This is a genomic window from Paenibacillus sp. AK002, assembly GCF_053903045.1.
Genome location: NZ_CP096377.1, coordinates 2860002 through 2877634, shown reverse-complemented (window position 1 = coordinate 2877634; position 17633 = coordinate 2860002). Strand labels below are relative to the sequence as shown.

Below are 17633 nucleotides of genomic sequence, written 5' to 3'. Positions count from 1 at the left end.
TCTGCCGATCACATCTAACTGACCGAGGAGCCACCAGGCTCCGATGCGTGAATATTATGTTACATGATGTCAGTGCCCTCTCGAATTAGCCCACAAAATTATCTTTAATTAATTTCATTTCGATATTATTCCATGTGCGTCCTGCTTTATCTTGATATACATTCTCCTTACGATTCATCTTCTCAAAACCAATATTCTCGTAACATCTAATTGCCGATATATTAAAATCAAATACGTTTAAATTTATTGCCTTTAATCTGAATTGTTCAAATCCAATCTTTACAATTTCCTTTAATGCCTTGCTTCCAATTCCTCTTCCTCGATTTTGCGTTTCACCAATTAAAAATCTTCCAATTACAGCTTCTTCAAGATCTTTATTAAACCTGCAAAGTTGTATTGTGCCAACAAATTGCTCTGCCTCTTTGATCCTATATATAAAAACATCCGATTCAATCGTATTTATTCCTTTACTGTAATGTGCTTTCAATTGTTCTATGGTTAATGGATAGGAATAAGTTAAACCTGCCCATTGTACGATGAAATCTTCATCTTTTTGATTTATCCATTCTATGATCGTTGTAAAATCTTGTTCTGATAATTGAATGATCCTCCAAAATAAACAGCATTGATTTCATGTAACGTTCCCATATTCACGACGTCTCACCGACTTAAGGCTGCGCCAGCAGCCTTAACGGTGCGGATGTGTCCGCTGATTCCTCTCCCATGCCAATCTCTTCTTGCGGACCAAGGAGCCGCCAGGCTCCAATGCGTGAATATAATGTTATTGGATGTCCGCGCCTTCATTGAAACTCCTACACCATTAGTTCACTTTAATTATTCTTTAGCTACTATGATAATTTCCCCTTCTCCAGAAGGCACTTCAAAACCCTTGAGGAATGAAGATAATATTTCTTCTGTTATTGTAAACGCAGCATTAGCGTCGAATCGCTGGCTCCGAATGCGAAGTCGTTCCCGTAAATCATTAGGATGAACTTTCAAATAAATCAGTTTCCACTCTCCTCCTCCATCTTCAATTAGCTTTTTATATTCATTCCGTCTCTTCCGCTGCCAAAAACTGAAATCAATAACCACATTGCGCTTTTCATTCAAAAGATTTACTAATTCATTACGCAGCTTTAATTCGGCTTCAACTTTTAGTTGCTCATAGATTTCAACTGGATAATCAATTCCGTAACGACCATTTGTAGCCCAAATTTCTTCATCAATGGAGAGACGTACAAAGCCCCTCTGCTCTAATCGTTGAGCAAATGTTGTTTTTCCCGATCCAGCCACTCCACACATCATTACTGCTAATGGAGCGGAAACATCTGCTTGATAAAGAAAATCATATATTTCAAGATTGTTAATCACCAAAATTCTCCTTTCATCCTCAAATCAGGTTAATATTCTCTGGAGTCCTCATTATATCTCTTAATAGAATTTTGTATTTTTCTTTTTTGCGTTGATTTCCTATAACGTCTTTTCACGAACTTCGGAAAAATATCATCTCTTGAGGTGTTTACAAAGTTCATGAACACTTCTTCACCAACCATGTTTATGATTTCTCTCCCGGAATCTCCTCTTCCAATTGATCTAACGGACTTTTGATTCTTCGAACACTCTTTGAACCGTTCGTTCCGTTATATGGCGATCTGGGTGTTGACCTGGGAACATCCATTTCTCGGGCTTTTCTTGTTGTAAATACGGTTGAACCATATCCATAGCTGTGTCGGATAATAGCGTAAGACGATCCTTTCGACCTTTTTCCTTGAGAAACTCGAAGTGTTTTTCGCTCGAAGTCAATGTCTTGAGTTTTCAACCGGACCACTTCACCTACCCGTAATCCTGAGGAATAGGTAAGGTATAGGATCGCACGATGTTTTACATTATGGAGTGCTTTTAAGATCAACATCACTTCGTTCATCGATAACACATTCGGCAACTTCTTTTCTTTCTTAGGGCGAACATAAGAGACTGTTTCCTCATGCAATAGTACTTTTTGAGCATAGAATTTGATCGCGCTGAGCGCTTGCTTAACATAGGAATGAGAACATTTCCTATGAAGTAAGTACAAGGAATAACTCTGAATCATGTTCTCGTGACCCATCCCATAATTTTGCTGTTGTACAAAAGTGTGAAATCGATGGACTTGACTACAATAAGCTTTTATCTCACATTTCCACCCTCTCATTATAGCAGCAACCTAATTATTGGAAAGCAAAAAGAACCCCAGTAGCCGCAATCGACGTTGTAAGCTCCCGATCCTTAGTCTCCCCGTCGAGAATAGGATGCGTTACTCTTTTTATTAACTTCTAAATTGAAGGAATATTTGTCCATTCCATCGAAATACAATGAACTAACGGAATTTGATAGAAAGCGATGTGTATGAGATGAATGGAATTCTGGGTGTATCCGGACTATCGTTCTTGCTGGTGACGCTGTTTACGCCGTTGCTCATCTGGGGTTTGCGCACCTTAAAGCTAACGCAGCCGATCCGGACCGAGCTGCCTCCTGATCATCAGGCCAAACGCGGGACGCCGTTGATGGCGGGCCTTATTTTGTTGATTGGCATTGGAATGTCGCTGCAGTTTCAACCTACGCCGCTGACCGTTTTTTTATGCTCCACCTTTCTTCTGTTCAGCTCAATCGGATTTATGGATGACTTCAAAAAAGCGGCGTGGCAGGACCCGTCCGGAATTTCCGGCCGAACGAAGCTTGTGCTTCAGTTCTTGTTCACTGGGGCATTATTGTATGTCCTGTTCCAGTCCTTCTCACTGACAAGTGATATCGCGCTTTTTAACGGGTTCCAGCTTCACCTGCCGATCAGCGTCTACATTATCATCATGCTGCTGTTCATCGTAGGCTCGGCGAATGCCATCAACTTTACCGATGGTTTGGACGGACTGTTGATCAATGTGGCCATTCCGACTTACTTTTTCTTCTTCCTGATCTCCGATAAACCGGAGGTTCAGATGTTCTCGCTGGTCATGATCGGCTGTCTGCTGGGCTTACTGCTCTACAACATTCATCCGGCCCGGGCTTTTATGGGCGATACGGGATCCCTCGCTATCGGCGGTTCCCTTTCATTCCTTGCGGTGATCGAGAAGGTCGAAATTCTGATTCCCCTGCTGTTCCTGATCTATTTGGCGGAGCAGCTTTCGGTTATCCTGCAGGTATGGTATTACAAACGGACCAAGCTGCGCCTGTTCCGGATGGCGCCGATCCATTTCCACTTCAGTCTCAAGTACGGCTGGAGCGAGAACAAAATCGTGATGATATTCGGTTTTGTCTCCTGGTTTATGGCTCTGCTCTGTTCGGTGCTGGCAAAATACGTCATGTGAACCATTCCAATGGACAAGCAATGCGAAAGCCCCCTGGTAGATGCCCCGAACTCTGCCAGGAGGCTTTTTTACATTTTGAAACCCAACGCTGATTAGGATTTAGACATCGTGATCTCTTTAAGCTCTTTCTTTAGGCTGTGAAGCGTGGACGCACGTTCTTCGTCATTCTGGACATCATATAGCAGCTGCTCGATGAACTCCCAGATATCCTCCAATTTACGTCTGCCTTGATAAAACGTCAACGCCTCGCTGTTCATCACGTAATCGCTATGCGTTTCTTTATAAATCCTCATAAATGATTCGAAATAGGGTTCAGCGACAAAAAACATCATATCCGCTTCGACCGGCGCCAGCTTCAGCCCCTCCCAGTCAATCAATATCAATTGCTGACCATCCGACATCAGATTCCAGGCATGCACGTCGGTGTGGCACAGCGCCAGGCGAAGATCGCGTTTCTTCAGCTCTTCGGACAGCGCTTCCACTTCAAGCATCAAACCCTTCAAGCTGTCGATATGGGGATTCACGACTTCCCCGATGTCAACCGGCTTCTTCGTATCCAGCGCCTCCCTTAGCTGACCAAGAAAAGGCACCGAAAAGCTTTCCGTCATGGCACTTGTCACCAGCGGAAAATCCGCCCCGTAACGATGGAGCTCAGCGATGATCTCTGCCAGTTGTCTCACTTGATTCTCCGTCAGCTTGCGGTCTGCGATCGTGTCCCCGTCGATATATTCATACACCAAATAAATGCCTTCGTTATCCTCGCATCGATAACGTTGGTCTGTCGTCAGCATCGGCACCGGAATGCTGCCCTTTAAACGGCTATGCTCCTCAAGCCACAGCAGGATCGGAACATAATCGTCAATCAGCGCAGTCCATTTGGGCGTGGAGGCCCGGCTTTTCTCATAAACTTTCAGGAAATAGTCCTGTGCGCCGTTACTCACTTTGTAAGCAAGCGCAGCCCAACCGCCCTGCTGGGTTACAATAACTGGATGACCCAAACCGTAATATTCCTTCAAAATGCCCTGTAGTCGGTCCATGTTTCCTCCTATCTATGCACTTACCATGCCTCATAATCTCTTGGATTTATCATAACGGTAAGCAGATATGACATAAAGTCCATCATTCATTTTAAGTAAAAAAACAAGGATGCTTTTTCTAGCATCCTTGTTTTCACTCATCATATCTTAATTTATTCTAAAGGCCTGCCTTCTTTATAATAGAGATTCCGATTGAGGATCACGAAGAATATATGTACATTCCGGTACCCGTGTTCCGACAGGATCTCGTGAATGCTGGCCGCAACCGCATCATGGGTCTCCTGAGCACGCTGGAACATTAGGATTTCGACGGATAACGGCGTATTTGTAATGATCCGATATGGAAGCTGTTCGATTTTCACGATTTCTTTCGGAATTTGAACAATACCGGCGAATGTTTCAACCACGGTTGGCGTTATTTCTTCGAGGAAAACTTCTGAAAATCCTTTAAAACGTAAATATGGCACACTTATCCCTTCATTTCATCGATTTATTGGTCTTCTGGATGTCCGCAAGTGACTTTTATCTCTCTTCTACTATACAATAATGTTATTGTGAAAGGAATCACTATGATGCAGATATCTAAATTGGCCGGTAAAGTTCAATTACAGCTGTCCTTTCAGTTGCCCCGTACGATGCATTTCCGATACACTGGGTTAGTGTTCCGTTTTGTGGAAATTATTCATTCATGGAGGTGAAGATTAGTATGGGACAAAATCCATGGGATGCCGAATGGGAAGTGACGGAGCCGTTAGTCCGGCTCTTGCTTAAACGTCAATTTCCCCAGTTGTCCTCCCTCCCGATCCATGAGATCGGCAGCGGCTGGGACAATACCGTCTATCGCATCGGCGAAGAGTATGTATTTCGTTTTCCCAGAAGAGCATTTGCCATCCCTTTACTTCAAACCGAAGCCAAAATCCTGCCCAAGCTGGCGAATTACATAACGTTACCCTATGCGAAGCCCCTCTTCTTCGGAAAAGAGAACGTAGACTATCCCGCGCCTTTTCTGGGGTATACCTACCTTTCCGGAACGTTTCCAGTGGGTCTTTCAGATGAAGCGCGGATGCAGTCGGCGGCAGCGCTCGCGCGCTTTCTGAAGAACCTGCATGCCTTTCCCGTGGAAATGGCGCAGCAAGAAGGTGTCGCCGTGGACCATCGTAATCTGACCGATCTCGCCGGACGCAGGGATAAAATGCTGGACTTCCTATCCCAGCTAACCCCCCATTTCACGCAAGCAGAAATGAAGGAGATCGCCGACTATTTGCACGGCATTTCCTTGGATCGGGTCAAGCAGCGACATATTCTTATTCACGGAGATCTCCATTTCAAAAACATGCTGGTGGACGAAACAGGCAAGCTTTCCGGCATCATCGATTGGGGCGACGTGAGCATCGGACATCCCGCCTGCGACCTGAGCATTGCTTACAGCTTCTTGCCTCCGGCTTCAAGGGAGGGATTTTTTGAAGCCTATGGCAGCGTGGACGAAGAAACGAAAGTGCTGGCTCGTTTAATCGCCGTTTATATCCCCATGCTCATCTTCATGCAGGCTATCGACGATAAGGATGAAGCCGTTGCACGGGAGGCCAAATCAATTATGAAGCGTGCCATCTCGATTTGATGCTTCCATGAGATTTTTGTATCTAATGGCAATAACAAAAAGAAGCTTGAGGGTTCAAGCTTCTTTTTGTTCGATTAGACCTTTGCCCTTGGTTAGATTTTCAACACTCCCATTAATGGCATGATGGCTTTTATCACGTTCATGCCCAGTTTAATATGAGGCACGATCTGTCCCAGGAAGCCGAGAGGGCCTGCAGGTGCAGCCGCCACTCCCTCCTCGGCTCCTTCGGCTGACGCAGCGCTTGGAGGACCGCCAAAGAGGTCGCTTAAAAATCCGGATATTTGCGCTTTGTCTCCGCTTCGGGCAATCGCAGCCGGCATCTTATTGTTGGCCCGGAGCCCTGATAGCGTCACTTCCCCGCCTTGGATCTGATTCAGTTCGCCGACGTAATAGCTGCCGTCCTTCAGAACGACCACGACCGGCTGACCTACCCAATGCTGCGGCGGTCTCGGTATGGAAGCGGATCTGGACTTCCTTACGCGTTTCGAAGGCATATAAGGATCACCTCGCTTCCCATATCCATGATGATGACATCATATGCACAAAACGCCATTCTTTCTTGTGCCTTTATAGGATGATGGATATAAATGCATAAAAACCTAGATTGCAAGAATATTTCGATTCACTGTGGCTTTTTGCACACCTCCGGTGTCTAATAAACTGCAAGGTCAAGAGGAGGTTCTTATCCATGTCTAGAGCTCATGACAAACTCCCTGATTATCCGGATAATCAGGGAACAAAGCGAACATTTGAAGATACGTATGATGAATATCGCCCGAGGATCCGGCATTATCTCGCACTGAAATTGAATCCGACGGCGGCAGATGACTTAACCCAGCAAGTGTTTTTAAAGGCAATGGAGAACCTTGATAAGTTTAACGGAACATCCAGTCTGTTCACTTGGATCTTCAAAATTGCTCAAAACACAGTCAAAAACGAATATCGAAGTTTAGCGCGAAAAAATGAAAAACCTTATGACTTTACACGTTTTGAATCGCAGTCCATCTCCCTTGATTTTGCAGGTTATGTTGATATTCGAATCGATATCGGAGCAGCGCTTAAGAAGTTAAGTGAACGGGATCAGCAGATCATATCTTTACGATTTTTTGTGGATTGTACGCTGCAGGAAATTTCCAAGATCGTCGGCATGCGCGAGAGTGCGGTGAAAAACCGATTGTATCGGTCCTTGGCGAAGCTGAAGAAAGAATTAAGAGAATGGGGTGACATCACGATTATGTCGATACTCGACTTGATATCCATTGAAAGTAAAAGTGAGGCGAATCATCATCAGAGCAAGGTGCATCAGGACCTGTTTCAAGAACTCAAGAATAATGTAGAACAGATGGCAGCGAAATATAATCATCAGCCTTCCCGCAAAATCGTTATTGAAATTTATCCCGACCTGCCCACATTCCATCAAGCCGTAGGCGAAAGCGATGCACCTAATTGGTTCATGGGCACGTTCGATAACAACACGTTAAAAATCGTCTCGCCCTTGAACCCGGGACCCGAGCATACCTATCACTCGATCCTCCGGTCCACCCTGCACTTGTATGCGATGTGGTTGATTAGTGATATTAATCCGCTGGCGCCTAGATGGATCCGTCAGGGCATCGGGGGGTACGAAGCTCAGCAGATGTCGGAAGACTTCATTCGAAGCACGACCACCGAAGCTATTCTTAATGGGGTAATTCCAAGCTTCGAGGATCTGAATGATGATTCCTGGGATTTCGGCAAAACAGGATTTCAGTTTTCATATTTGATCGTTGCGTTCATGATTGAAAAATACGGGTTTGATTCATTAAACCGATTCATTCGCAATCCGGATGATTATTACGGCATCTTCCATCTTTCCAAGGAAGATCTTCATGAACAGTGGGCGAAAAATCTCCAGCACCAGCTTCATTAAATCAATGGAAACCCGGTCATTGACCGGGTTTCCATTCCTTATTCAGTTGAGTTCAATTTGCCTTGCATGCAATTCCTGTGTTGAACCAACGGATGGATAGCTGGGATGATGCCCAAGCTCCACTTGCCATGCAATCATGGTGACGCTGTCCTTGATCCCGTGTTCATGCGACATTTGCATGAAATCCTTCACCCCATCTTCCAGATCAGCGTCAAACAGCAGTTTGATATGTTCCAGAAATACTGGTCCCATTTCTAAAGCGCCATCAGTGCTTAATACAATCACGTTTTTCCCGGAGCGCAGCTCTCTTACGCCCGTGGAATAACAAGGGACCTGCTTATCGAAGGTGTTTACCTTCCCTATCCATTCGTAGAAATTCCGTTGATTAAGCAAGGTTTGCCCGAGCGCTGTCAATTCGGGATGAAGCAGATAGAGCAGGCAATCCCCGACGTTAAACCACCACAAGTATTCTTCGCGTCTGCAGCATAGCAGACAGGAAGTTTCACCCGCAATCCCCCTGCAATCCTCACGAAAGCGTTCGGAAGTCAACATGCCCAGCAAATAGTCATGCAGGTTTCGAAAGCACTGCTCGATTGGCCCGCGAAGAATGCCGGCGATCTCGGATGCGGCCTCATCGATATAGGATAAGAGGAGCTGGGCACTCTCATCGGTTTCATGGGCATCCAGCAGCAGGGCGAACTCCATGTCAGATTCCGCATCGATCCAGATATAAACGCCATCTTCGTTTTTATCGGCCCCGGTTGCGGAGCTGCCGCCATACCGGCCCAGTACCCCATGGGAAACCGCAATCGTCTGCGGATCGTCGAGGAACATGCTGGAGCTGCCGTGCCACTTCACGATATGGGGCCTCATGGAGCAACCTCATCCTGCGCCATACAACGCTTGATTCGCGAACACACTTCTTCGATCTGGGCGGCATCACCTCGGGGAGCTTCCGGCCAACCGCTGATTCCAAACCCCCAATAGGACGTGGGCGTATTCGGATAACGCGGAATCAGATGGATATGCAGATGGGGGACGTGATCTCCCAGCACGATGGAGTAGATATGTTCCGCGCCTATGCATGCTTTCAATGCGCGACTCACCCGGGTCAGCATCCGTCCGACGGCGGCCGACTCATCGTCTTGCAGCTCCGCTAATCCCGATACATGCCGCTTGATATCGATCATGATATATCCCAGATAAGCTTCGTTGGAATCGGAAGAAATATGGCCTACGTAGAGCAGCTCATCCTCATAAATCGCTCCCCCCGGAAGCTGGATCTCTCCCCGATGCTTTCGACAGATAAAACAATCCCGCTCTTTCGCGTTAACCATATCAACCCTTCCCTTCGATAAAATATAAAAAGCCCGCCATCCCCTAAGAGACGACAGGCTAACTACCCGCGCGGTACCACTCTACTTGATCCGATCTTCATCGAATCCGCTTGAAGCCCGATCACGAAGGCTAAACGTCAAGGCATACTCCAATTTCTGCCTCACCACTCATGGGCGAGCTTCGGAATCCTCATGGACTGCATTTCACCATTGCTGCAGCTCTCTAAACCATGAACGATTTCTACTACTCCCAATCATTGTGTTTGTATATAAAATTGTTCCTATTATAATTTTCCATATTCATCCTGTCAATAAAGAACGGACTTCATTGTTGCATCACCATTACCTCAATGACCGTATCCGGACAGCGGCAGTCTTAAAACCGGGCATCTTGCAGACCGGATCCAGCTCCGGCCGGGTCGCATGATTGACATTCTGCACGCCGCCCCAATGCATCGGGACGAACAGCATGTCTTCTCTTATATGTTCTTTAATCCTGCTGCGTACGGAAAAACGTCCGTGTTCCGACACGATTTCTACCCACTCCCCGTCACGGATTCGGTAACGCTGTGCGGTAATCGGGTGGATCTCCACGAAATTTTCAAGCTCGCGCGCAAGCAGGGAAGGACTTCTCCGAGTCTGCACGCCCGTCAAGTAGTGTGACAGAACGCGGCCATTGGTCAGAATGAGCGGGTACTCCTCGGACACCCCCACCCACGGATTCCCCGGCGTCACGGAAAACACGGCCTTTCCGTCTGGATGGGCGAACGATTGCCGGAACAGAAGCCCCGTCCCCGATTCTTCTTCGGAGGGACACGGCCAGTATACTCCCTCTTCCCGGCGCAATCGATCATAGGTGATGCCAAAGTAGTCAGCAATGCCGCCTTTGCTTGCAAGCCTCAGCTCATTAAATATCTCTTCAGGCTCGTGAAAGTCAAAATATTCACCCTTGCCCAATTTGTCTGCGATCGAACACAGAATCATCCAGTCATGACGCGCCTCCCCCGGCGCCTCACGCCCCGCCTTCCGGAGAAGAACCCGTCCCTCCAAATTCGTCAGCGTACCTTCATTTTCCATATAGGAGGTTACTGGCAGGACAAGATCGGCGAATCGGGCCGTTTCGGACATAAACATATCCGCAACCACCAGAAATTCGAGATGGTTCAAGCCTTCCTCCACAAGCCCGGCATTCGGATTCGAAACAACGGGATTGGACCCCATCACGAAGAGCGACTTAATTTCACCCTCATGAATCAGCTCCATCATCTCGTAGGCAGACACGCCCTTTCCAGGCAGGCTGGAAGCCTTAACGCCCCACACGGACGCAACATATGCCCGGTCCTCCTCATTCTCGATCGATCGATAGCCTGGCAGCTGATCGGCCTTCTGCCCATGCTCTCTTCCTCCCTGACCGTTTCCCTGACCGGTGATCGCCCCGTATCCGCAGCCCTCCCTCCCGATTTTGCCTGTTGCCAAGACCAGATTCAGATAACGGCGTACTGCAAGATGGCCATCCGTCTGCTGCTCCACCCCTCGGGCCGTCAGCAACATCCCGGTATCCGCCATAGCATAGGATACGGCGGCCTCCCGGATCAGCTCCACATCTAATCCGCATAAATCGGCGGCCCGTGATAAATCGAAGCTGTCCAGATAGGTTTTCAGCTCGGCGTAACCCGTAGTTCTTGCTTGAACGAAGCCTTCGTCTAAGAGACCTTCATCCACGATCATCTTCAGCATCGCATCCGCCAGCATGGCGTCCGTCCCAGGTCTGATCGCCAAATGCATATCGGCTATTGCGGCCGTTGCGGTTCTGCGGGGATCGATGACGACGATCTTCGCCCCGTTCGCCTTGGCCTGGTTGAAGTAAGGGAGCAGCGTTGGCTGGCATTCCGCTATATTGGTGCCGGCCAGCACGATGCAGCGGGCAAGAGGAATATCGGACAGCCTGAACGTCAGTCCCCTGTCGATTCCAAAGGTTTTGCTCCCGGCAGAGGCTGCGGCCGACATGCAGAAACGGCCGTTATAATCGATATACCGGGTACCGAGTGCCACCCTGGCAAATTTCCCAAGCAAATAGGCCGTTTCGTTGGTCAGGGACCCGCCGCCGTATACGGCATTGGCATCGGGACCATATTTCTCGGATATCGCCTGAAATCGTTCGCTAATCACCGCCATCGCTTCATCCCAAGAGCAAGGAACGAGTTCGCCGTTTGAACGGATCAACGGATGTTGCAGCCGCTGCGAGTGGGCTGCGTGCTGATGCGCATTCATGCCTTTGACGCACACCCTGCCTTCGGAAGCAAGGTTCGGTATCCCCTCCACCTTATACTTGGCCCTGAACTGTCCCGGGATACTCTTCTCTTCCTCTGCAACCGTCATCTTGCACTGTACGCTGCAAAACGGACATTGTGTCTCTACCACGGCAGCAGCTCCTCCCACAGCGGGCGATTCCGAATAAACCATAACTGACCACCTCTCCCTATATTTCGCTTGTTTAACCAGCTTGTGTCTTCCATTCCCTCCGAGACAGCATCTCTGCAAGCTCTCTTTGCAGATCGTGGTCCAGAACATGCTCCCGGATCGAAGTTACACCCGCACGTTCCACCCATTTCCACAACGGTTCCTCGTACAAGCCGTTCTGCCGGTACCACTGCAAACAAGCGGATACGAGCTGCACTACATCTTCCTCACGTTCAGCAACGCCGATCAATTGTCCTTCTCGGACAGGGTGGTCCGCATGTCCGCCGAGATAAACCTCCCAGCCTGCGGGCGAAGCGGATATTCCGATCCCCTGAACCAGTATGCTGACGGACGATGCTAAACGATCGGACACCCCTGCATGTACAGGATAAGGCAGCGATACCTCTTGCCAGCGAAGGCGAAGCCATTCTCCAATGCGCCGTATGCCTGCCGCCTCCATCCTCGAGCCTTCCGTGTCTCCGATCCATACCTGAACGCCTTGGTAGAGTCCATGATCCGCATCGGAGACATGATGCCAAGTCTTCTGAAACGGTTCGTCACCGTTTCCTGTCTCCGTCATTTCAAGGTAATAACGTACGGCTGGCCGACAGACTATGCATCCGCCCGGCTTCTTCCAGCCCTGATGGAGCATGAAATCCGATATCGTATGACAGCCTTGACTCACCGCATGGGCAATCGCTTGCTTCAATGAGGAGTGCCCCAGCTTCGTGCATTCACATACGGGAATCTCGTCTTGCGTTATGGCCCCCCTCTGTGAACCCCTCTTTTTGCCGCTTCGCGCATGTTTGACAAGAGCATCCACCATAGGCCGGCAGCCGCCGCACGAACCGGATGCCCTGGTCAGCTGCTTAACCTCATCCGTGCTTTGGAGATTGCGATCGGTAACGGCCTGCATGATCTCCGCTTTGCTCACGCCGTTGCAAGCACACACCGTTTCATGATCCGGGAGCGTCTGTGCAGCTGCTTCCGCCGTGCTTACAATGCCTTCTTGCGGGATAAGCTCCGAGACAGCCGCGCCCTTCTTCACCATGGACAGCAGCGCGGATCCCTCAGTCGTGTCTCCGAACAGAATGGCACCCGTAACCCTGCCTTTGTGCATGATCACTTTTTTGTACGTGCGGCTTACGGCATCGTATTGCTGAATGGCGGTTTCCGCATCGATCCCCGATATCGCGCCGGCCGAAAATACATCCACACCCGAGACTTTAAGCTGGGAGTAAGGAATCGAACCGCCATAAGGCTCGGCCTGCCGGCCGCAGATAACCCGGGCAAGCACCTTTCCTTGCTCATACAGGGGAGCGATTAGACCGTAACTAATCCCCCGGTGCTCCGCGCATTCTCCCACCGCATAAATATTCGGCTCACTCGTCCTCATGTAGTCATCCACCAGGATAGCCCGCTCCGTCAGCAGACCGCTTCTCTGGGCCAGCTCCACGTTAGGCCTGATCCCTACGGCTAGCACCACTACATCCGCATCCAGCCGAGTTCCGTCGATAAACCGAAGCCCCTGCGCCCTTGTTCGGCCAACGATTCGCGTGGTATCCATCGCCAAGTGGAATCGCATCCCTTGGCTTTCGAGCTCTCGCTGCAGCATATTGGCTGCCGTCCGGTCCAGCTGCCGGTTCATGATATAAGGAGCATTATGAACCACATGGGTTTCCATGCCGAGATGGAGAAGTCCCCGGGCAGCCTCCAATCCCAGCAATCCCCCGCCAATGACGGCCGCTTTCGTGTAAACCTTGGACATTTCGGTCATTTTCGTGCAATCATCCACCGTCCGAAATGAAATGACACCTTCCTTATCCGTCCCGGGGATAGGCGGAACGAAAGGGGATGAGCCTGTTGCCAGAATTAATGCATCATACCCTTCCCGCTTACCGGAGACCGTCTCGATGCAGCGGGCTTTGACATCGATATGATGAACGGCTTCACCGGTCAATAACCGGATGCCATGCTGCTCATACCAAGACCAGTCGTTCAGGATAATATCCTGCAGGGAATGTTCGCCTTGAAGGACTTTGGACAATAGAATCCGATTATAGTTGGGGCGAGGTTCGGCGCCGAATATCGTAATATCGAAAAGCTCCGGCCCAAGCTTGAGTATTTCCTCTACGCATCGTATCCCTGCCATTCCATTACCGACAACCACGAGCTTCTTTCTATTCATGAATTACCTCCGCTCCACCCATGTCACTTTCATGTGAGAAAATACGAAACGCCCTTTCCCTGCGAACAGGAAAGGGCGTCATTGCCTTCAAAACCGGCACATCCTTGTGCCGTATTGGTATTCACAACATACATACAGCTTAGTTGACGAAATTTAATATGTCAATATACATGACATATATTCATCGAAATTTTAATGATCAATAATTATTCGGTTTTTTTGTGTGATGAATATTGACATTCATTTGACCTGTTATCTATAATGTGAATCAGCAAAATCATATATTTCTTTCAGACGGAAGACACAATGACGTGTCTGCGTCTTGGGCAACGGGGCCGCAAGTCGTTCTGCAATGGGCGAATTGCGGCCTTTTTATGCCTGCATCTGCAGATCCGCACCAAGAATAGAGAACGTACACATTTGGATAAGGAGCGATAACTATGGAGAAGAAAGGATTTTGGCAAAGCGGGCACAAGCCCTCCCTGTTCGGTGCTTTTTTGTATTTCGATATCAGCTTCATGATATGGGGCATGCTCGGACCGCTTGCGGTAGTCATTGCCGGAGATTATCCAATGGATCCGGTGCAAAAGGCAAATCTAGTGGCACTTCCCGTTCTTGGCGGCTCGATACTTCGACTCGTATTAGGTTTCCTTGCCGATCGCATCGGCCCGAAGCTAACGGCTCAGATCGGGATGGTCGTCACGCTGGTCCCTCTTTTGCTTGGCTGGTTATGGGTAGATTCCCTTGATCAATTGTACGTCGTTGCGATTCTTCTCGGCGTCGCGGGGGCTTCGTTCGCCGCAGCACTTCCTCTTGCGGGACAGTGGTATCCCAAAGAACATCAAGGTCTGGCAATGGGTATCGCCGGAGCCGGGAACAGCGGCACCGTCCTGGCGACCCTGTTCGCCAACCGGCTGGCGCAGCATTTCGGAAGCTGGGAGATTGTCTTCGGACTTGCCATCATCCCCATTGTATTTGTCTTTATCTACTTCTCGCTGTTTGCCCGCAACAGTCCGAATCGGCCTGCCCCCAAACGGCTGTCCGAATATGGCAATGTGCTTAAACAGCGCGATGCTTGGGTATTCTGTGCCCTGTACTGCGTGACGTTTGGCGGCTTTGTCGGGCTCGCCAACTATTTAACGATCTTCTTCAACGCCCAGTATGGACTTACCGCGGTTCAGGCTGCGGACATTACAACGATCTGCGTCATAGCAGGGAGCTTCTTCCGTCCTGTAGGCGGCTTTCTGGCCGATCGCATCGGCGGCTCGCGAATGCTGATGTTTCTCTATGCCGGAGCTGCCATTATGCTGATCGGCGTCTCCTTCTTGCCGCCGCTTTGGCTTGTCGTCACGCTGCTGTTTATCGGCATGATGTGCCTGGGCGCGGGGAATGGTTCCGTATTTCAGCTTGTCCCTCAGCGGTTTGCCGGCGAGATCGGCCTGGTTACCGGGATTGTCGGGGCTGCCGGAGGCTTGGGCGGCTACGCGCTGCCGCTGATATTGGGACGATTGTACCAAGCGACAGGCTCATACACCGCCGGGTTCATCATTCTGAGCTTCATTGCCGCCGCATCGCTGGCCCTTACGATTGTGATGCAGCTGAAATGGCGGCGCAGCTGGCTCCGCGGCGTGCCATCCGGCGCGCAGACAGGATCGGCCGAGGCGTGAGAGGAAGTGAGATCCATGTTAATGCTGCGACCGGTTCACGGCATATTGCCAAAGAAGCGGTCGATTAGCAGGCACCCACGCAACAAAAAAAGCATCGTATCGATGCTTTTTTTATTTGGGATAACGGCCATGCCATCAGTCGGCTAAATTCACGACGTCATGCTGAACCGAAATTCTGACAAAATAACGATTCGGCCATATTTTGGTTGTCACCACGACATCCTGGTCATCCTTTTCAAAAAAATATCCGGCGCCCTCTTGCATAACAAATTGCCAATCCTCGCGCTGCATCCGCTCCTTAATCCATTCAGCGGGTTGCCTCATCTTCGTAAGATACAGTCCATGGCCGTTCGAAGGATCATCGATCTTAACGACGGATTTGTCGGTGGTATGAAGCGAATACATCAGTTTGATATGATTCCAACCGATCGAATGGATATATAATGCGATATTTATGACGAACATGACAAAGACCATACCGATGGAACCGAATAAGATCCTTTTCCAGCGTTTATTCACGATTATTGGTCACCGCCTTTATAGATATGTCTTCAACGTCAAATCGGTACTCATCTTCAGATTCAAGGTGAGGCCACTTGCTACTTCACCCCGGATAACGGCTTGCCCTTCTTGCCCCTACCCTCATCAATATGGGATTGTTTTCCCGAAAAGGCTACTTTCAAGACAAGGACCATGAAACAGCCTATCACCCCGCCGGCCGTATTCAGGATTAAATCGTCCACATCAAAGCTTCCCATCGAAAAGAGAATCTGCGAGCACTCCAGCCCTAGGCTTAGCCCGAAGGAAGTCACGAAAGCGCCAAGCAAACCCATCCACTTGTTTTTCAGCAATACACTGACGAATATGCCGTTGGGTATGAAAATCGCGATATTTCCGAACAGATTGATCACGTCATGTGGGCTTGAGAGCCGTTTCATATTTTGATGGATGGACTTAAAAGGCGTAAAATTGGCAAATTGCAATCGATTCTGCATATATTCGGGATTATCGATCGAACGCTGCAGCTGCTGCCACAGAAACGAAATGTTCACGTCGCCGAATTTGAACAGAATGATTTTGACCAGTACATATACATACAACACATACAGAAATAATACCATCCATTTAGGCGTTTGCTTCATTCATTCTCATCCTTGCCGAGCTGCACCGTCACAATCATGCCATCGATGTTGTTGCCGGATATCTCATACTCGCTGCCGGCCGGAACTTCAATTTCCGTTTCTTTCGACTGGACGGGTACGTACGCAATTTCGTAGGCCTTCCCATTTACGGTTGCCATATAGGTTTTTTTCTCCTTTAGATAATCCAGGTACTCTTCGAGCGTAAAATCCAGCTCATGCATGATCATGCTGTGCGGAAGCCCAACATAACGAAAATGCCACGGCTCATACTGGATCCCTGTGATGTCCGTCTTGTCCTGGGGGTATCTCAAAATGAATCCATGCGCCCAAGCATGCTTCTTCAGCCACTTGCCCTCCGGAGATTGATCGATCGCCTTCTGCGTGGATCCGATATCCATGGATAATCCGAGGTTATGTTCGCTGTAGCCTGGGGGCAAAGCATAATCGGCGCCTTTTTCGCGATATAACGCCTCCTGTTCGCTCTCATCCCGGTACCCGCTGCTGATCATGAAGTGATTGACCCCGTCTTCTCCCGCTGCTTCAATCATATCGCCGAAATGCTCCGCCACGCTTCGCGATAAACGGATCGTGTTGTCAAGAACCACGTAGCCGTTCATTAAGTCTTGTTCCTCAAACAAATTCACGATATCCGTCGGTACGGCTGCCGGATCCAGCGGGTGATCCTTGTTGACCAAAACCAGATTCCCCTGGGTTACTTGTTCATCTGTCACGGAGACCGTTTGAGCCGCTTTATTTCCATCGTTATCATATTCTGATTGAGGATTCGCCTGCGCGTCGGAGCCAGCGTTCATCTCCTGTTCCTTATGTGTTCCTTCGTTATCATTCGCGTTTGGCGTCTCCGTTAGTGCGGGCTCGCATCCAACCAACAGGAAGATCACGAGCAATATCAAACACTTCTTCAATTTCAACAACT

General features: G+C 49.0%; 17 protein-coding genes and 1 other annotated feature. Of the genes, 4 read left to right on the top strand and 13 right to left on the bottom strand.

Annotated elements, in window-relative coordinates; translation table 11 throughout:
- Positions 1-85: 85 nt before the first annotated feature.
- The 3 genes from M1D70_RS12855 to M1D70_RS12845 all read right to left on the bottom strand — a co-directional run bounded on the left by M1D70_RS12855 (position 86) and on the right by M1D70_RS12845 (position 2191).
- Positions 86-562 carry a GNAT family N-acetyltransferase gene (locus tag M1D70_RS12855; RefSeq protein ID WP_456290422.1) on the bottom strand — a complete coding sequence of 159 codons (477 nt, stop codon included), beginning with the start codon at positions 560-562 and terminating at the stop codon, positions 86-88.
- Between the two features lie 272 nt (positions 563-834).
- Positions 835-1371, bottom strand: a complete 537-nt coding sequence (locus M1D70_RS12850) for an AAA family ATPase (RefSeq protein WP_433939435.1) — start codon at positions 1369-1371, stop codon at positions 835-837.
- A 184-nt stretch (positions 1372-1555) separates the two neighbouring features.
- The gene (locus tag M1D70_RS12845) at positions 1556-2191 is read right to left on the bottom strand and encodes a tyrosine-type recombinase/integrase (RefSeq protein ID WP_456290024.1); all 636 of its coding nucleotides are present in this window, start codon (positions 2189-2191) and stop codon (positions 1556-1558) included.
- A gap of 199 nt (positions 2192-2390) precedes the next feature.
- Between M1D70_RS12845 and mraY the strand changes: the two genes are divergently transcribed.
- Entirely contained in the window at positions 2391-3341 is a 951-nt protein-coding gene (gene mraY / locus M1D70_RS12840; RefSeq protein WP_456290421.1) for a phospho-N-acetylmuramoyl-pentapeptide-transferase, read from the top strand.
- 92 nt (positions 3342-3433) lie between these two features.
- On the opposite strand, the gene M1D70_RS12835 is transcribed toward mraY, so the two are convergent.
- Positions 3434-4378: an aminoglycoside phosphotransferase family protein gene (locus M1D70_RS12835; RefSeq protein ID WP_456290023.1), complete on the bottom strand. Its 945-nt coding sequence runs from the start codon at positions 4376-4378 to the stop codon at positions 3434-3436.
- 152 nt (positions 4379-4530) lie between these two features.
- Positions 4531-4845, bottom strand: coding sequence for a DUF1904 family protein (locus M1D70_RS12830; RefSeq protein ID WP_009589457.1), 315 nt, complete (start codon positions 4843-4845; stop codon positions 4531-4533).
- A gap of 239 nt (positions 4846-5084) precedes the next feature.
- Here M1D70_RS12830 and M1D70_RS12825 point away from each other — a divergent pair, with 239 nt between their 5' ends.
- Positions 5085-5996, top strand: a complete 912-nt coding sequence (locus M1D70_RS12825; RefSeq protein ID WP_456290022.1) for an aminoglycoside phosphotransferase family protein — start codon at positions 5085-5087, stop codon at positions 5994-5996.
- A 92-nt stretch (positions 5997-6088) separates the two neighbouring features.
- On the opposite strand, the gene M1D70_RS12820 is transcribed toward M1D70_RS12825, so the two are convergent.
- Positions 6089-6490 (bottom strand): hypothetical protein, encoded by a 402-nt coding sequence (locus M1D70_RS12820; RefSeq protein WP_456290021.1) that lies wholly within the window; start codon positions 6488-6490, stop codon positions 6089-6091.
- A 194-nt stretch (positions 6491-6684) separates the two neighbouring features.
- Between M1D70_RS12820 and M1D70_RS12815 the strand changes: the two genes are divergently transcribed.
- Positions 6685-7905 (top strand): RNA polymerase sigma factor, encoded by a 1221-nt coding sequence (locus M1D70_RS12815; protein ID WP_456290020.1) that lies wholly within the window; start codon positions 6685-6687, stop codon positions 7903-7905.
- Between the two features lie 42 nt (positions 7906-7947).
- Here the strand turns inward: M1D70_RS12815 and M1D70_RS12810 are convergent, their stop codons facing one another.
- From M1D70_RS12810 to nirB, 4 genes are all read right to left on the bottom strand, one after another.
- Positions 7948-8778 (bottom strand): protein phosphatase 2C domain-containing protein, encoded by an 831-nt coding sequence (locus M1D70_RS12810; RefSeq protein WP_456290019.1) that lies wholly within the window; start codon positions 8776-8778, stop codon positions 7948-7950.
- Positions 8775-9242: an HIT family protein gene (locus M1D70_RS12805; RefSeq protein ID WP_456290018.1), complete on the bottom strand. Its 468-nt coding sequence runs from the start codon at positions 9240-9242 to the stop codon at positions 8775-8777. The genes M1D70_RS12810 and M1D70_RS12805 overlap by 4 nt, the downstream gene beginning before the upstream one ends.
- Before the next feature lie 43 nt (positions 9243-9285).
- Positions 9286-9509, bottom strand: a binding site (T-box leader).
- 75 nt (positions 9510-9584) lie between these two features.
- Entirely contained in the window at positions 9585-11705 is a 2121-nt protein-coding gene (nasC, locus tag M1D70_RS12800; RefSeq protein WP_456290017.1) for an assimilatory nitrate reductase catalytic subunit NasC, read from the bottom strand.
- A 31-nt stretch (positions 11706-11736) separates the two neighbouring features.
- Entirely contained in the window at positions 11737-13890 is a 2154-nt protein-coding gene (gene nirB / locus M1D70_RS12795; protein WP_456290016.1) for a nitrite reductase large subunit NirB, read from the bottom strand.
- 440 nt (positions 13891-14330) lie between these two features.
- On the opposite strand from nirB, the gene M1D70_RS12790 reads away from it, so the two are divergent.
- Positions 14331-15557, top strand: coding sequence for a nitrate/nitrite transporter (locus tag M1D70_RS12790; protein WP_456290015.1), 1227 nt, complete (start codon positions 14331-14333; stop codon positions 15555-15557).
- Between the two features lie 135 nt (positions 15558-15692).
- On the opposite strand, the gene M1D70_RS12785 is transcribed toward M1D70_RS12790, so the two are convergent.
- The 3 genes from M1D70_RS12785 to M1D70_RS12775 all read right to left on the bottom strand — a co-directional run bounded on the left by M1D70_RS12785 (position 15693) and on the right by M1D70_RS12775 (position 17622).
- Positions 15693-16076, bottom strand: a complete 384-nt coding sequence (locus M1D70_RS12785) for a hypothetical protein (protein WP_456290014.1) — start codon at positions 16074-16076, stop codon at positions 15693-15695.
- Between the two features lie 80 nt (positions 16077-16156).
- Positions 16157-16699 (bottom strand): VanZ family protein, encoded by a 543-nt coding sequence (locus M1D70_RS12780; protein WP_456290013.1) that lies wholly within the window; start codon positions 16697-16699, stop codon positions 16157-16159.
- A complete protein-coding gene (locus M1D70_RS12775) occupies positions 16696-17622 on the bottom strand; it encodes a M15 family metallopeptidase (protein WP_456290012.1) in 927 nt (308 codons plus the stop codon). Before M1D70_RS12775 ends, M1D70_RS12780 begins: the two co-directional genes overlap by 4 nt.
- Between the last annotated feature and the right edge of the window lie 11 nt (positions 17623-17633).

Bases quoted from the DNA above. Each gene is read 5' to 3' on its own strand.
- M1D70_RS12845 (WP_456290024.1), bottom strand. From the start codon at position 2,191: ATGAGAGGGTGGAAATGTGAGATAAAAGCTTATTGTAGTCAAGTCCAT.
- mraY (WP_456290421.1), top strand. From the start codon at position 2,391: ATGAATGGAATTCTGGGTGTATCCGGACTATCGTTCTTGCTGGTGACG.
- M1D70_RS12835 (WP_456290023.1), bottom strand. From the start codon at position 4,378: ATGGACCGACTACAGGGCATTTTGAAGGAATATTACGGTTTGGGTCAT.
- M1D70_RS12825 (WP_456290022.1), top strand. From the start codon at position 5,085: ATGGGACAAAATCCATGGGATGCCGAATGGGAAGTGACGGAGCCGTTA.
- M1D70_RS12820 (WP_456290021.1), bottom strand. From the start codon at position 6,490: ATGCCTTCGAAACGCGTAAGGAAGTCCAGATCCGCTTCCATACCGAGA.
- M1D70_RS12815 (WP_456290020.1), top strand. From the start codon at position 6,685: ATGTCTAGAGCTCATGACAAACTCCCTGATTATCCGGATAATCAGGGA.
- M1D70_RS12810 (WP_456290019.1), bottom strand. From the start codon at position 8,778: ATGAGGCCCCATATCGTGAAGTGGCACGGCAGCTCCAGCATGTTCCTC.
- M1D70_RS12805 (WP_456290018.1), bottom strand. From the start codon at position 9,242: ATGGTTAACGCGAAAGAGCGGGATTGTTTTATCTGTCGAAAGCATCGG.
- nasC (WP_456290017.1), bottom strand. From the start codon at position 11,705: ATGGTTTATTCGGAATCGCCCGCTGTGGGAGGAGCTGCTGCCGTGGTA.
- nirB (WP_456290016.1), bottom strand. From the start codon at position 13,890: ATGAATAGAAAGAAGCTCGTGGTTGTCGGTAATGGAATGGCAGGGATA.
- M1D70_RS12790 (WP_456290015.1), top strand. From the start codon at position 14,331: ATGGAGAAGAAAGGATTTTGGCAAAGCGGGCACAAGCCCTCCCTGTTC.
- M1D70_RS12780 (WP_456290013.1), bottom strand. From the start codon at position 16,699: ATGAAGCAAACGCCTAAATGGATGGTATTATTTCTGTATGTGTTGTAT.